At 64.6% G+C, this 15,283-nt stretch carries 13 protein-coding genes; 6 read left to right on the plus strand and 7 right to left on the minus strand.

All coding sequences use genetic code 11. The features are described from left to right. Window positions 1-4: 4 nt before the first annotated feature. Complete coding sequence (locus V5B44_RS06300) at window positions 5-1,462, minus strand: TrkH family potassium uptake protein (RefSeq protein WP_434735419.1); 1,458 nt, start codon at window positions 1,460-1,462, stop codon at window positions 5-7. 16 nt (window positions 1,463-1,478) lie between these two features. After that, window positions 1,479-1,835, minus strand: a complete 357-nt coding sequence (locus V5B44_RS06305) for a dihydroneopterin aldolase (RefSeq protein WP_332358237.1) — start codon at window positions 1,833-1,835, stop codon at window positions 1,479-1,481. A gap of 104 nt (window positions 1,836-1,939) precedes the next feature. Here V5B44_RS06305 and plsY point away from each other — a divergent pair, with 104 nt between their 5' ends. Beyond that, window positions 1,940-2,554, plus strand: coding sequence for a glycerol-3-phosphate 1-O-acyltransferase PlsY (gene plsY, locus V5B44_RS06310; protein WP_332358238.1), 615 nt, complete (start codon window positions 1,940-1,942; stop codon window positions 2,552-2,554). Window positions 2,555-2,586: 32 nt separating this feature from the next. Here plsY and tsaD read toward each other — a convergent pair whose 3' ends face one another. Genes tsaD through V5B44_RS06325 form a run of 3 tightly spaced genes read right to left on the minus strand, consistent with a single transcriptional unit; the run spans window position 2,587 to window position 6,942 of the window. Then, on the minus strand, window positions 2,587-3,606 hold the full coding sequence (gene tsaD / locus V5B44_RS06315; RefSeq protein WP_332358239.1) for a tRNA (adenosine(37)-N6)-threonylcarbamoyltransferase complex transferase subunit TsaD: 1,020 nt from the start codon (window positions 3,604-3,606) through the stop codon (window positions 2,587-2,589). Window positions 3,607-3,616: 10 nt separating this feature from the next. Continuing rightward, a complete protein-coding gene (locus tag V5B44_RS06320; protein ID WP_332358240.1) occupies window positions 3,617-5,704 on the minus strand; it encodes a M1 family metallopeptidase in 2,088 nt (695 codons plus the stop codon). Continuing rightward, a complete protein-coding gene (locus tag V5B44_RS06325) occupies window positions 5,704-6,942 on the minus strand; it encodes a ChaN family lipoprotein (protein WP_332358241.1) in 1,239 nt (412 codons plus the stop codon). Before V5B44_RS06325 ends, V5B44_RS06320 begins: the two co-directional genes overlap by 1 nt. Window positions 6,943-7,193: 251 nt before the next feature. On the opposite strand from V5B44_RS06325, the gene V5B44_RS06330 reads away from it, so the two are divergent. Both V5B44_RS06330 and V5B44_RS06335 read left to right on the plus strand, forming a co-directional pair. Further along, window positions 7,194-9,272 (plus strand): molybdopterin-containing oxidoreductase family protein, encoded by a 2,079-nt coding sequence (locus V5B44_RS06330; RefSeq protein ID WP_332358242.1) that lies wholly within the window; start codon window positions 7,194-7,196, stop codon window positions 9,270-9,272. Window positions 9,273-9,362: 90 nt separating this feature from the next. Next, window positions 9,363-10,598: a phospholipase D-like domain-containing protein gene (locus V5B44_RS06335; protein ID WP_332358243.1), complete on the plus strand. Its 1,236-nt coding sequence runs from the start codon at window positions 9,363-9,365 to the stop codon at window positions 10,596-10,598. A gap of 435 nt (window positions 10,599-11,033) precedes the next feature. Here V5B44_RS06335 and V5B44_RS06340 read toward each other — a convergent pair whose 3' ends face one another. Then, window positions 11,034-11,816 (minus strand): PEP-CTERM sorting domain-containing protein, encoded by a 783-nt coding sequence (locus V5B44_RS06340; protein ID WP_332358244.1) that lies wholly within the window; start codon window positions 11,814-11,816, stop codon window positions 11,034-11,036. Window positions 11,817-12,281: 465 nt separating this feature from the next. Here V5B44_RS06340 and V5B44_RS06345 point away from each other — a divergent pair, with 465 nt between their 5' ends. After that, the gene (locus tag V5B44_RS06345; protein ID WP_332358133.1) at window positions 12,282-13,046 is read left to right on the plus strand and encodes a class II aldolase/adducin family protein; all 765 of its coding nucleotides are present in this window, start codon (window positions 12,282-12,284) and stop codon (window positions 13,044-13,046) included. Between the two features lie 96 nt (window positions 13,047-13,142). On the opposite strand, the gene V5B44_RS06350 is transcribed toward V5B44_RS06345, so the two are convergent. Then, the gene (locus V5B44_RS06350) at window positions 13,143-13,781 is read right to left on the minus strand and encodes a 3'-5' exonuclease (protein ID WP_332358245.1); all 639 of its coding nucleotides are present in this window, start codon (window positions 13,779-13,781) and stop codon (window positions 13,143-13,145) included. Window positions 13,782-13,872: 91 nt separating this feature from the next. Here V5B44_RS06350 and V5B44_RS06355 point away from each other — a divergent pair, with 91 nt between their 5' ends. Both V5B44_RS06355 and V5B44_RS06360 read left to right on the plus strand, forming a co-directional pair. After that, the gene (locus V5B44_RS06355; protein WP_332358246.1) at window positions 13,873-14,943 is read left to right on the plus strand and encodes an alkene reductase; all 1,071 of its coding nucleotides are present in this window, start codon (window positions 13,873-13,875) and stop codon (window positions 14,941-14,943) included. An 11-nt stretch (window positions 14,944-14,954) separates the two neighbouring features. Then, window positions 14,955-15,275: a cupin domain-containing protein gene (locus V5B44_RS06360; RefSeq protein ID WP_332358247.1), complete on the plus strand. Its 321-nt coding sequence runs from the start codon at window positions 14,955-14,957 to the stop codon at window positions 15,273-15,275. Window positions 15,276-15,283: the final 8 nt, after the last annotated feature.

Here is a 15,283-nt window from a genome sequence, read left to right on the forward strand (position 1 = left end):
CTTGTTAGCGCCGCCAGAATGCGGGCGTCAGAATGACCAGCAGAGTGAAGATCTCGAGCCGCCCGAGGAGCATGGCCCAGGTACACACCCAGGTCTGGAAGTCGGTCAGCACGGCGTAGGTCGTCGCCGGCCCGACCAGGTTGAGGCCGGGCCCGGTGTTGTTGATACAGGCGACGACCGCCGAGAAGGCGGTCATGACGTCCAGGCGGGTGGCGATCAGCAGCAAGGTCATCGAGACAATCGACACGACGTAGATGAACAGGAAACCGAGGATCGAATGCAGGACGTGGTCGGGGATGACCGTCTCGCCGAAGCGCACGTTCTGCAGACCACGCGGGTGCATGGCGCGCATCAGTTCGCGGAACACCTGCTTGTAGAGAACGACGGCACGGATCATCTTGATGCCGCCGCCGGCCGAACCCGAGCAGGCGACGAAACTGCCAAGAAAGAGGATCCACAACTGGCCGAACACCGGCCACTGGGTATAGTCGGTCGTCGCAAAACCGAGCGAAGTGGCGAGCGACACCGAATGGAAGGTGACATAGCGCAGGGTCGTCAGGAAATCGTCGTAGATGCCGTCCGGCCAAAGGTAAATCGCCAGCACCAGGCAACTCAGGGCGAGAAAACCGAGGAAGTAGTGAGCCTCGACGTCAAAGCGATAGGGACGCAATGAGCGCTTCGAGAGAACGAGGAAGTGTGTGCTGAAGTTGATGCCGGCGACCAGGGCAAAGAAGATCACCACCATTTCGATGTCGAGACTGTCGAAGTGGCCGAGGCTGGCATCCTTGGTCGAGAAGCCGCCGAGACCCAGGATCGAGAAGGCATGCATCAATGCGTCCCAGGGCTCCATGCCGACGAAGTGGAGGCTAAGCGCACAGGCCGCGGTGAGAATCACGTACACCACCCACAGCCCCTTGGCGGTCTCGGTGATCCGCGGTGTGATCTTGGAGTCCTTCATCGGACCCGGCGTCTCCGCCTTGAGCATGCTGCGGCCGCCGAAACCGAGCAGCGGCAGGATCGCCACCGCCAGAACCACGACGCCGAGGCCGCCGACCCAGTGCATGAAGGTCCGCCAGAAGTTGATCGACAGCGGCAGTTGATCGAGCCCCGAGAGCACCGTCGCGCCGGTGGCCGTCAGACCGGAGACCGCTTCGAAGTAGGCATCGGTCCACGACAAGTCGGCAATGTGCAGATAGAGCGGCAGTGCGCCGAATGCCGGTAGCAGCGACCAGATCAGCGCAACCAGCAGGATACTGTCGCGCACTTGCATTTCGCGTCGCCCCTTGCGGGCCGACAGCGAGAGGGCAATGCCGCTGGCGACGGTGATCAGCACAGCCTCGTCGTAGGCGCTGTGCGCGCCGTCGGCGCTCAGCCACGAGAGGGACAGCGGCAGCAGCATCAGGACCCCGAAACCAGCGATCAGGATGCCGAGAATGTACAGGACCGAGGCATAACGGTTGATCACCTGAGGTCCCCGCTCATGCCGCTGCGCCACGCTCGATGACCACGCCGACGCGCTGCACGCCGCGCATCATGCCGAGCTTGGCGATCGAAACGCGCACCCAGGTAGCGCCGAAGTCCTCGAGCAGCAGGGTGGCAACATACTCGGCCAACCTCTCGAGGAGATTGAAATGGCGAGTAGCCAGTTCGGCCCGCAGGCGGTCCACCACCCGCGCGTAGTCGATCGTATCGCCGATGTCGTCGCTGGCACCGGCACTGGCGGTCGAAGTGCCGATCTGCAGGGAAATCTCCACCGTCTGCGGCATCGCCTTTTCGCGCGGGTAGATGCCGATCAGCGTCGAGGCGCGAAGGTCGTTGATGAAGATGATGTCCATGCGGCAGGGCGCCAGGTCAGTGTAGTATCATTGGTCGGCCTTGCGGTCCGCAGCGCGACAACAGTGCGCGCGTACTGACATTCTAACCCAGAGCACCACCCACTATGCCGCCGTTCCTGATCACGCTGCTGGTCGTCCTCGCCGCTTATCTGCTCGGTTCCGTGCCCTTCGCGTTGGTCGCCAGCCGACTCTTCGGCCTGGCCGATCCGCGCAGCTATGGCTCCGGCAACCCCGGCGCGACCAACGTCCTGCGTAGTGGCCACAAGGGCGCCGCGGTTTTGACCCTGATCGGCGATGCCGCCAAGGGATGGCTGGCCGTTTTTCTCGCCGGCCGCTATGCCGCCGAGTACGGGCTGGGCGGCTACACGGTCGGACTGGTGGCGATGGCGGTCTTCTTCGGCCACCTGTACCCGGTCTTTCTCCGGTTCAAGGGCGGCAAGGGTGTCGCCACTGCCGCCGGCGTGCTACTGGCGATCAATCCCTGGCTGGGCCTGGCAACGCTGGCCACCTGGCTGGCCATCGCCTTTGCGCTGCGCTATTCCTCGCTGGCGGCACTGGTGGCAGCCGCAGCAGCGCCGCTCTACGCCATCCTGATATGGGGCGGCGATGGCCGGGTGCTGGTCGTCGGGATCATCGCCATGGCCCTGATCGGCAAGCACTGGCAAAACCTGCAGCGACTGATGGCCGGCAGCGAACCGAAGATCGGCCGCAGGAAGTAGCCGCAGGAAGTGGCTGCCCGCGCAGCGGCCGCTCAGGCACCGGTCAACGGCCAGCGCGGCCGCACCGCGAACGCACCCGCCGGCTTGCTGGAAACCCCAGCCTGCAGACGCAGGGCACCGGCGAGCGCGATCATCGCGCCATTGTCGGTACAGAATTCGAGTTCCGGGTAGAAGACTGCGACCCTCTCCCGTGCCGCCTGTGCGTCAAGCTGGCGCCGCAACGCGCGATTGGCGCCGACGCCTCCCGCGACCACCAGCTGCTGCAGACCGCTGACCTTCACCGCCCGCAGGGCCTTGCTGACCAGCACTTCGACGATCGCGTCCTGGAAGCCGCAGGCAATGTCCGCCCGCTGCTCGTCGCTGATCGCGGTCATTTCGCGCACCTTGGTCACGACAGCCGTTTTCAGACCGCTGAAGCTGAAATCGAGGTCCCCTGAATTCAGCATCGGACGTGGCAGCTTCACCACCCCAGGGCGGCCGCTGTCGGCCAGCGCGGCCAGCGCGGCACCACCCGGGTAGCCGAGACCAAGCAATTTGGCAGTCTTGTCAAAAGCCTCGCCGGCGGCGTCGTCGAGCGTTTCACCCATCAACTCGTAGCGCCCGACGCCGGTGACGTGCATCAGCTGGCTATGGCCACCCGACACCAGCAGGGCGACGAAGGGAAAAGACGGCGGCCTGCTCGACAGCAGCGGTGACAGCAGATGGCCTTCGAGGTGATGGACCGGCACCGTCGGCACACCAAGTGCGGTGGCCAGGGCTTCGGCAAAGGCGGCGCCGACCAGCAGGGCGCCCGCCAGTCCCGGCCCCTGCGTGTAGGCGACGGCGTCAAGCTCGGCCAGCGTGCAACCGCTGTCGGCCAGCACCTGGCGGAGCAACGGCACCATTCGTCGAACATGATCCCGAGACGCGAGTTCCGGCACCACGCCACCGTAGTCCGCGTGCATGCAGACCTGCGAGTGCAGGGCGTGCGCGAGCAGCGCGCCGCCAGCATCGGTGCTGTACAGCGCGATACCCGTTTCGTCGCAGGAGGATTCGATTCCGAGAACCAGCATCCGGCGCATTCTACCCCAGCCGCCCGCGCCACCCGAGCCGCAGCGGAGAAAAGGCGGCCGGGGCGCCGGCGGGCAGCAGGGTAACCGGGATCGGCGGGTCGATGATCGGCCAGATTCCGCGTTCGATCGCCCGGCCGCCGTCGAAGACCAGCCAACTCTGGCTGCCGTAGTGGGGCAATGGGCGCAGCAGGGCACGCAATGCCTCGGCGTCGTTGGCCGAGATCACCGCCAGCGCCGGTATGCCCGGCACCGTCCATACCTGCGCCGTGCCCCGCCGGCCAGGGTCAGACGGTCGCGGCGGAATTTTCGCGGCAGCCAGTACCGCATCGATTTCGGCATGCAGACCGGCCAGCAAAACCGGGGTCGCTGCCCGGCGGACGTCGGCGAGCGCGATCTCACGAGGTGGCTCCTCGAAAAGCCGGCTGGCCAGCGCCGTCGCCGCCGCACGGACCTCGGGCAGCCCGGACACCAGCAGCAATCGCCCTTCGCGCGCGACGATCCATTGGCGCAGGATCGGTGGCAGTCGCCCGGCGTCCAGCATTCGCCAGAGGCGCAAATCGGGGTCCAGACGAACGCTCTTCGGCAGGCGGTTGACGGCCAGCGTCAGCGTTTGCCGCGCGCCGTCCACGCTGAGCGTACGGCTTTCGAGAGCATCTCCATAGTCGAGCTCGATCGGCAGACGCAAGGCATAGGCGGGGGCGCCCTGTGTCACTTCGAGGCGCAAGTGGTAACCGGCGCCAGACGCCGCCGCGCTGGCGCCGGCGATCTTCGGTTGCGGCGCTCCCGGGCGATACAACCACTGCCTGAAGAAGAAAGTCAACCCTTGCCCGGACGCCTGTTCAAAGGCCCGCTGCAGGTCGTCCCAACCGGCGACACGGAAGCGCTGCTCTTGCCAGAAAATGCTCAGCCCGCGACGGAAGGTATCTTCACCGAGCAGGTCGCGCAGCATCACGAAGAGCATCGCCGACTTGCCGTAGCCGACCACCGCCGCTGCGTCATGCATTCGCGAGCGAAACGAGGCCAGCGTCTGCCGCCTGTCGACGACCACGGCCGCGAAGTCGCGCAGCCAGGCGAGCCGCAGCGCACGCGCGGCGGCGGCTGAGACTCGCTCCTGGTAGGCGTAGTCGGCCATGAAGGTGGTCAGCCCTTCGGCCCAGTTGCCGCTCGCGTAATCGACCAGGACGCCGTTGCCCCACCAGTTGTGAAGAATCTCGTGGCCCAGCGAGGTGGCGCGGATGAAGGGCAGCTTGAGCACCTCGGCTCCGAGATAGGTCAGCGTCGGCATGCCGAAGCCGGTCGGCAGCGGGCTGGCGACCACCGAAAAGCCGCTGTACGGATAGGCGCCGATCGCCTCGGCGTAGGCCGCGAGATGAGCGCGCGTTTCGTCGAGATAGCTGTCGGCGAGACCCTTGATCCGATCAAGATCGCGCGTAAAATAAGTGCGCAGGCGCAGCGGCTCGGCGCCGGCCCGCACCATCATCTGCTCGCGAATGATCCACGGACCGGCCATCAGGTCGATGCCGTCGGCCGGGTGCGCAAACTCAAAGTCGGCGCGGTAGCAATCGCCGCGGGCAACCGGCAGCTCTTCCTTGAGCAGGCGGCCAGCAACCAGTGCCCGCTGGTCGCCGGGCACGCTCAACCGCACCCGGTAAGTGAAAAGTTCTGCGGGACGCGGATACCAGGCGCCGCTGGCGGGCAGGAAGCTGCCCTCGACCGCGGCCATCGGCGGCAACTCGCGCAGCACTTGGCGGTAATCCAGCCGGGTGTCGAGCGCCGGCAGCGTGCCTTGATACTCGACGCGCAGCGACCGGCTACCGGCTGGCAAAGGCAACTGCCAGCGACGCAGACTGCCCTGCTGCTCGCCGGCCGTGATCGGCAGCGGGCGGCCATCCGTCGAAGCTGCGGCAATAGCCAGTGATTCGTGAAGGACGAAACGGAAGGTCGGCGGCACCGGAGTGATCGTGGCGACCACCGTGAGACGGCGGCTGCCGGGATCGAGATCGACATCCAGTTCGACCAGGGGTGTAGCGGCCAAGGCCGCCGGTAGCGGCGCCACCAGCAGCAGTGCCAGTCGCCGCAGCATCGCCAGGAAGCTCATCAACCGGCGGGGAATCTGATGACCACTTCGAGCCTGCGCCCGGCGCGCTCGACCTGCAGCGGCAACCAGGTTCCGGCCGGCTGTCGGCGGATCGCCGCCATTACTGAAGACAGCTCCGTAGCCGGTTTGCCGGCGACTTCGAGAATCTGGTCGTCCACTTGCAAACCGCTCTTCTCGGCCAGGCTGCCGGCGCTGACGCTGGCAATCACGACCCGCCCGCCTTGGTTGTCGAGTGCCACACCCAGGCGCGGCGGCTCGGGTGCCGAGCCGGCCGTCACCGGCACGGCGAACACCGCATCGGCAATTCCCGGTGGCAGGTCGCTGCAGTCCGCACCAGCCGGCATCGGCAGCAGGGTGCCGATCGACGGGATACCGAGCGCGCGTAACTGATGCGGCACGCCATGGCCATAGCGCAGATGCCCGCTACCCATGATGCCGACCACCAGCGGTCTCTGGCTTTCGGCTGCCGGCGCCGCCTGACGAGCCAGCGCTTCGGCCATCGCCCGATCCCAGGCCAGCTGCGAATCGACGAAGTTGGCAAAAGCCGGATTTCGAGAACTGGCTTTCGCCGCCTTGCCACGCATCGCCGCGTGCTGGCGGTAGATTTCGAAGAGGAACTGACGATAGGCGGCGGACGCTGGCGCCGGGCGGCCAACACCTTCGCGTTCGGCCGCGGGGACGGCGTCCCACCCCTTCTCGGCAATCGCCCGCGTCAACTCGGGTTCGATATTCAGGGCGAGCATCGGGATCCGGTTGAGGCGGGCGAACTGGAACAGCGGCAGGTAGATTTCAGCTGACACGCTCCAGACCTTCTCCCATTCGGACTGGGCCAGGAAATCCTTGACGGTCAGCTCGCCGGCCACCCAACGATCGAGTACCGGCTGTACCCGCCGGGGAAACATTTCGAAACCGATCACCATCTGTGGCCGCTGCGCATGCAGACCGGCGAGCACCTGCAACTGCCAGCGGTGATGGTCGGCGTCGTCGTGCTGCTCGCCGAGCAGCACGACGTCACGTCTTGCCAGTTCGGAGAGCACCTGCTGACTGTTGGCGAGCTGTGCTCCACGGTCGCCGAAGATCGTCCAGCTTGCGGGTGCCAGGCACGGCTTGCCGGTGGCCGGCGATTGCTCGGGCGCCTTGCCGGCCGCGCCGGTTTCAGTCACCAGGATGCCGGCAGCGACGGCGGTGACCAGGAGCAGAGCGACGATCAGGCGAAAAAGGGAGGCTGTGGTCATCATGGTCGGGATCGGGAGCATTCGGGGTGAGCTGGCCCGATACGCGGGCTGGCGTGAGCTGACTATTCTGCGGCCTAATTGACAAGGACAAACGAGGCACGATGGGGTTCAACCGGCAGCGTACTTTCGCTCTGCCGACGGCGGCTCTCGGCGCCGGCGATTCGTGCCAGCGAGCGTGAAAACGCAGCACAGGATGCCGGAAAAGTCCTCAAGCTGCTATCTTGTCGCGGTTGATTCTACCGCGGGAGCGCTCAATGACCGTATCAGCCCCCAAGCCTGCCCTCACCAGGGTCGTGCGCGGTGCCTGCCCGCACGATTGCCCGGACACCTGCGCACTGGATGTGACGGTCGCCGACGGGCGCGTCGTCAAGGTCGCCGGCGCGGCCGACCACCCACCGACGGCCGGGGTGCTCTGCACCAAGGTCGCCAGCTACCCAGAGCGTATCTACCACCCGGACCGGCTGCTCCACCCCTTGCGCCGGGTCGGCCCCAAGGGGCCCGGCGCGCGCTTCGAGCGCATCTCCTGGGACGCGGCTCTGGCCTGCATCGCCGAGCGCTTCCGCCAGATTGCCGCAGCCGACGGCGCCGAGACCATCGTTCCCTACAGCTACGCCGGCAACTCGGGCCTGCTGGGCTACGGGTCGATGGACCGACGCTTCTTCCACCGTCTCGGCGCCGCCCAGCTCGACCGGACGATCTGCGCCAGCGCCGGCGCCATGGGCTACCGGGCGACGATCGGCGGCAGTGTCGGTTTCGACGCCGACAACGTCGTCGATGCGCGGCTGATCATCCTCTGGGGTAGCAACAGCGTCGTTTCCAATCTCCATTTCTGGCGCCTGGCGCAGGAGGCCAGGCGTCGCGGTGCCCACCTGATCGCCATCGACCCCTGTCGCACAACCACCGCCGAGAAGTGCGATCAGCACATCGCGCTGCTGCCGGGAACCGACAGCGCTTTGGCACTCGGCATGATGCATGTCCTGATCCGCGACGACCTGCTCGATCACGACTACATCGCCCGCCATACTCTGGGCTTCGACGCGCTCAGGCAGCGCGCCATGGCCTACCCGCCGGAACGGGTGGCGGCGATCTGCGGCATCAGCACGACGGAAATCGAAGGGCTCGCGCACGCCTACGGCACCACCCGACCGGCGGCAATCCGCACCAACTATGGCATCAACCGCACCGCCGGCGGCGGCATGGCGCTGCGCACGGTGGCCTGCCTGCCGGCCTTGACCGGCGCCTGGCGGGATGCCGCCGGCGGCGTGCTGCTGTCCACCTCGGGCAACTACCCGGTGAACAGTGCCGCCCTCGAGCGGCCCGACCTGATGCCGACGCCGACGCCGCGAACAATCAACATGAGCACCATCGGCCGCGATCTGCTGCACGCGCAACCGGCAATCAAGGCGCTGTTCGTGTACAACAGCAATCCGGTCGCGGTCGCCCCGCAAGCGCAGGAAGTCGTGCGAGGTTTCGCTCGCGACGACCTGTTCACCGTCGTCCATGACCTTTTCCAGACCGATACCGCCGACTACGCCGACATCCTGCTGCCGGCAACCAGCCACATGGAGCAGCTCGACATCCACAAGTCGTATGGCCATCTGCACCTCCAGGTCAACCAGCCGGCCATCGCGCCGCTCGGCGAGGCCCTGCCGAACACCGAGTTGTTCCGCCGGCTGGCCAGGGAAATGGGTTTCAGCGAAGCGTGTTTTGCCGACAGCGACGAAGATCTGTGCCGCCAGGCCTTCGACTGGAGCGACCCGCGCCTCGCCGGACAGTCGTGGGAGAGACTCAAGGCCGACGGCCATGCCCGCCTGAACCTGCCGCAGAACCAGGCGCCGTTCGCACACGGTGGCTTCCCGACGCCTTCCGGCAAGTGCGAGTTCTACAGCCAGATGCTGGCCGATCTGGGACTCGATCCGCTGCCAGACTTCATCGCCCCGCGCGAATGGCGGCAAAGTCCGCTGGCGGCGGAGTTTCCGCTGGCGCTGATCACGCCACCGGCGCGCAATTTCCTCAATACCAGCTTTGCCAACTCGCCGCGTTTTCTGGCGCAGGAAGAGTCGCCCGCAGTCCATCTCAACCCCGCCGACGCAACCGCGCGTGGCATTGCCGACGACCACCCGGTGCGCATCTTCAACCGACGCGGCGAATTCCACGCCCGAGCCGTGGTGACCGACCGCGTACGGCAGGGCGTCGCCATGGCCACTTCGATCTGGTGGCGCAAACTGTCGCCTGACGGGCGCAACTGCAACGAGGTCACCAGCCAGGCGCTGACCGACATGGCAGGAGGAGCAACGTTTTATGACTGCCTGGTCGAGGTGACATGCCTCTAAGCAGGGAACGAGGACTTGAGAACCTGCGCTCGCTTTACAATCAGACGGCTGGCTGGTTCAGCCACCTGAAGCGTTGACAGGATTCCCGTGATGCGTCAGAAGATCTCGCTCATCGTTCAACCAGGCGACAGTTTTTTCCCCATCGTACGCGCGATTGACCGGGCGGAGCGCTCGATCAACCTGACCGTATTCCGGATGGACGACCCGATCATCCAGCAGGCGCTGCTCGAAGCTCGCCAGCGCGGCGTCCGGATTCGCGTGCTCATATCAAGCAGTGCTCGCGGCTGGGAGGAGAAGAACCGCAAGCTCCTCAAGGACGCCAAGGAGACCGGTATTGCCACCAAGGAACCGGCGGGTGACAGCAAGCGGGCGCGATACCACTACAAGGTAATGACCGTAGACGACGAGGAGGCTCTCGTGTTCACCTTCAACCCGACTCGGGAAAACCTTCACTACACGCGCGACTTTGGCATCGCGGTCTATAACCCGGCGATCGCCACCGAGATCAACCGGCTCTTTGACGCTGACTGGAACGATCTGCCCTTCGCACCCGACCGGGAGTCACCCTTGCTGGTCAGCCCGTTCAACAGCCGGCAAAAAATGGAGATGCTGCTCGAAAACGCCAGGGAGTCGATCCAGATCGCCGACGCGAAACTGACGGACCCGGCAATCATCCGCCTGCTGGTGAAGAAGTCCCGCAGCGGCATCCCGATCCGCGTCCTTGGTGACGAGGAACACGGCAGCGAGCTACCTTCCGAGATCGATTTCCGGGCGGTGCCACGCTACAGGCTGCACGCCAAGTGCGCGATCATAGACGGTGTCACGGCGGTCATCGGTAGCATGAATCTGCGCACGGAGAGCCTCGATCGGCGCCGCGAACTCTCCATCACGGTCGACGACGCCGACGTCCTGCGCGGGTTGGCGGCCGTCTTCGAGAGTGACTGGGAGCGCAAGGCACCGGCATCCGACAGCACTGCCACGCAGGTCATGAGGGCATTTGACACGCTGTCCACAGAACCGGCCACGGTCTCGGCGGTTGGCTTCGTGCTCATCTCCCGCACCAACGCGCTGGTCCGGCATGCCGTTCGCGAAGGGCTGACCGCCATCGGGCGGGCGCAGGAGAACGACATCGTGATCACCGACGCCCTGGTGAGCAGGCACCACGCGCAGATCACGCTCGACGGGGGCACCTGCCAAATAACGGACCTTGGCAGCGGCAACGGAACATTCCTGAACGGGGAACGAATCAACGGGAGCAAGTGCCTGCGCCCAGGCGATGTCGTAAGGATTGCCGACAGCGAAGAGTTTCGCCTCCTGGAAATCTAACGCCGACGGCGATCCGGTCGGAGACCTGGGTGGCACGTCGTGCATCCGAACCACATGGCTTGCTGCCGGGTTCTGGGCGAGACGACTGGGGTGCGTGAGTCAAACACATCAGACAGAAAGCCCTTCACCTGCGCAATGGACGCCAATCGAAGTGGGGGCGACTTGTCAGCTCCTGCATTTCGGTGATCCTGCTGGGCGGTGACCGAAGCCAATCACAACAACGTTCTTTGGGTCAAGTAGACCAGCCGAGCAATGCTGAAATGTTCGAGAGGAGCCAGTCAATGGATGGCCCTTTGTCTCTTGGGTGGCGTTCCGAAAGCGATCCTGGGCAATTCGCCGTGGTGTCGCCAGGATTCCTGTCCCGACAGTCCGAACCCCTCTCACCCGCTTGCGCGAGCGAGAGGGACGGGCGTGTGGGAAAGCGACAACACTCACTCAAACAGCGTTGTGGCCCTTGCGGAGTCTGGCACCAAGCAAACCCAGACCGGCCAGGACCAGCGCCATCGAGCCCGGCTCCGGCAGATCAGTCAGGGTGGTTACTTCGCCGGCAATGATCGCCGGGTTGCCGTTGTCGAAGGTCGCCAGGACCTGAGCCGGATTGACATTGGTCACGGTAGCGCTGAACTCGACTGCACCGGGGTTATACGGGAAGGCGACGCCAGCGGTGACCGGGCTGACCAAGCCAGCCGGGGTAACAACGACGTCACCGCTGGAGCCTCCCTGCTGGAAACCTGAGACACCGGAATTCCCGTTGATCAGGCCAATGGGATTACGACCATCGTCGTTCGACGCAAACGCCGAGAAGGAACCGATATACTCGCCGATATAGCCGCCGCCCGGATTGGTCAGCACGTAGGTCAGGGCCTGATTGAACAACTGATCAGTTTGCGCTGCGCCGATGTCATCCTGAAAATCGCCGTTGAACAGTACGACATTGCCTGTCACGTAATTCTTGACATTCGCCGCCGCAGCAACCGAAAGCCCGTTGCCAAAGCTGCTACCGTCGCGGGTGAAAACGAAGCCGTCGAAATCGACGGAATTCAGAAAACCCGGGGTGGACAGCTGGGCGTCTGTCACGATGCTGACGGTGTGCGACGCGCCGTATAGCGTGGCGATATTGTTACTGCCGAAGACAGCCAGATCGGCTGCCGACGCCGGGGTAGCAAGGGCTGCCGAAGCAGCGAGTACGGCCAGGGTGACCCGTGAGATTGTTTTCATAGTAGTGTCATCATCCAAGGAATTGGGGAAAGGAACGGGGACCAGACTAGTTGGCTGATCCTGCAGGTGTTAATAAGCAACATGCCAAGGTTTGCATGTGTCTGATTTTGATGGATTCACTTGCTGTACTTCGGTCTCTGCTCTGACCTCATGTAAGAAAATCCGACACCCGGCGCACCGCGACATGGCCCTGATCCTGGACGTAACGGTGCGCTCCGGTTGCCGGTCGGTCGTACCGGCACCCAAGGCGTGCACTTGCTGCGGGAGGCCTCCTTTGCCCAGCACACCTTATGGTGGGGGGATCGTTGAAGGCGGTCAAAGTCCTGGACCCATGTCGGACGAGTGCTGGCCAGCGCGAGCCAATGGATGGCCCCGTCTTCTCTGGTGCAGCTGCCAGCAAGTCATCCTCGTGGGCGATTCAATATACTGTCCCCGCAATTGCACGTACAGTGAAAGGAGCAAGCGATGAACGAGAGTGCCTCCGAAATCCGTTCGCAGGTCGGCGATGCCGAATGGCGGCTGCGCGTAGACCTTGCGGCGTGCTATCGACTGGTCGCCATGTTCGGCTGGGACGATCTGATCTTCACCCATATCTCGGCCCGCCTTCCCGGGCCCGAGCATCACTTTCTGATCAATCCGTACGGCTTGATGTTCAGCGAGATCACCGCGTCCAGTCTGGTCAAGGTCGATCTCGACGGCAAGAAGGTGGTCGACAGCCCATACGAAATCAATCCGGCCGGGTTCATCATTCACAGCGCCGTTCATGCCGCCCGCGAGGATGCGCAATGTGTCCTGCACGTGCACAGTGTCAATGGCGTCGCGGTGTCGGCACAGCAGGATGGGGTGTTGCCTTTGTCCCAGCACTCGATCTTCGTGCTTTCGTCGCTTGCTTACCACGACTACGAAGGCGTTGCGCTGGAGGAGGACGAGAAGCCGCGGCTGGTTCGCGACCTCGGCGACAAGCGCTTTCTCATGCTGCGCAACCACGGCTTGCTGACGGTCGGGCGATCGGTGGCGGAAGCCTTCGTGGCGATGTACTTCTTCGAGACCACGTGCATGATCCAGGTACGCGCGATGGGTGGCGGGCAAGCCTTGCGGCGCATCAGCCAGCACATCCTGGACGGCGCACAGACGCAGTGGGAGCTGGTGACACGCGGTGCCGGCGGTGGTCTGGCCTGGCCGGCATTGCTGCGCAAGCTCGACCGGGCAGATCCCGGCTATCGCAACTGAGTATCCCCCGGTCAGGCCGTTGCCCATCCGGCGAGGAGCGGGCGGTGGATCGCCTGTCTGTCCGGACGCTCGCCACGGGTGTTCGCAAGGGATGACTTAGCCGGGCTGGCTTGAATGATCCGCGATCGGCAGCTCCGACTCCGGCTTGTTCAATGCGTGCAGAACCTTGATCGCAGCATAGGCATCGTTGGCTGCGTAGAGGAGTTGATTGGGCGTCAGATTCGGCATGGCCCAGTTTGACGTGGTGACGCTCCGCGACTTTCTGAGCCGCTGATTGAACATGATGGCCACCGCCGCCCGCACCCCTACTGCCTTCCGATAACCGTCAAGACGGAAGACCGCGGTCAGATCAAGCACCGATCTTGCCGTAATGCCAAGCTTCCTTTGCAGCCCCTCGCGATCGGACTTGAGCCCGAAGCCGACCTTGACCAGGTTGGGCGCCTCGAGCAACTGGCCAAGCACCTCGCGGCAGTCGACGCGATGCAACTGGAAGATGTACGCCGTTTGCAGCGTCGTGAGCTGGACGACGTGCGGGCCTTGCGAGACCTCGCCTTTCCTGAAGGTCGGCCTGGACTCCGTGTCAAAGCCAAGAAAGCGATGCTGCGCAAGATCAGCTGCAGCGGCGACGAACTCCGCCTTCGTCTCGGGCACGCAGATCCTTTCGAGCGGCAAGCCGGGGAATGGCGCCAGGAGCGCCATTTCGGTTGTCGTCGGAGCTTCGCGTGGGTCTGGCATGCTTAAACCTTTCAAGAATAACCGTGGGGGCAAACGCGGCGGTGAGGAAAGGTTAGTATTCGTCACCCCATTTCCCAGGAGACTAGAGATCATGACCACGCTTTTCAGTCCGCTCAAGTTTGGAGCCCTGACTGCGCCGAACAGGATTTTCATGGCCCCGCTGACCCGCTGCCGGGCCGATGCCGAGCACGTCCCGACGACATTGATGAGCGAATACTACGCCCAACGAGCGACAGCCGGGTTGGTCATTGCCGAAGCCACCATGGCGATGGAGAACCACTCCGCATTCTGGATGGAGCCCGGAATCCACTCCCCGGCCCAGGTCGCCGGCTGGAGGCGGACCACCGATGCGGTGCACGCCGCCGGCGGCCGAATGTTCCTGCAGATCTGGCACGGCGGACGTGCTTGCCATCCGCTGCTGAACGGTGGCGCCCAGCCGGTTGCCCCGAGCGCGATTGCGATCACCGGGGACGAGGTGCTCACACCGCAGGGCAAGCAGCCCTACGTCATCCCGCGCGAACTGAGCGACGATGAACTGCCGGGCATTGTCGCCGGCTTCAGGAAAGCGGCGGAAAATGCCCGGGCGGCCGGCTTCGATGGCGTTGAAGTCCACGGCGCCAACGGTTACCTGCTCGACGAGTTCCTGCGTGACGGCGCCAACAAGCGCTCGGGTCCCTACGGTGGATCGCTCGAAAACCGGGCTCGCCTGCTGTTCGAAGTAATCGCAGCCGTCAGTGACGTCTGCGGCGCCGACCGGGTTGGCCTGCGCCTTTCGCCGCTCAACAGCTACAACAGCATGATCGACAGCAACCCGATCGGACTCGCCACCTGGCTTGCTGGGCGGCTCAACGACTTCGACCTCGCCTACCTGCACGTGATGCGCGCCGACTTCTTCCGGCAGCAGAGCGGTGACGTGCTGACGCCTGTGCGGGCGAACTACAAGGGGACGCTGATCGGCAACATGGGCTATACCGCCAGCGAAGCGGCGCAGGCCATTCACGAAGGAAAGCTCGATGCGGTTTCTTTTGGCACCAGCTTCCTCGCCAATCCCGATCTGCCGGCGCGAATCAAGGCGAGCGCTGCGCTGAACAAGCCCAATCCGGCGACGTTCTACACGCCGGGACCGGAAGGCTACACCGATTACCCGGCGATGGCCGCCTGAGTCGTCGCGCCGTGAACAACCTCTTCGCCAACATCCCTCGCGACCTGCCCGAAGAACTCTGCGAAACCCTGGCCCGGAGCGACGCCGTCCGGATCGAACGTATCGTCTCCCGCGGCCACGCCTCGCCTGACGATTTCTGGTACGACCAGGAACAAGACGAATGGGTGCTGCTTGTCCAAGGTGCCGCCCGCCTGGCTTTCGCCGACGGCGATGAAGTCCGCCTCGGCGCGGGCGACTGGCTGCTGATCCCGGCACACCGGAAGCACCGGGTGGCGTGGACCGATCCGGAGGCGGAGACGGTCTGGCTGGCAGTGCATTATTCCCCGCAGTGACATGCTGC

The organism is Candidatus Accumulibacter necessarius, assembly GCF_036625085.1.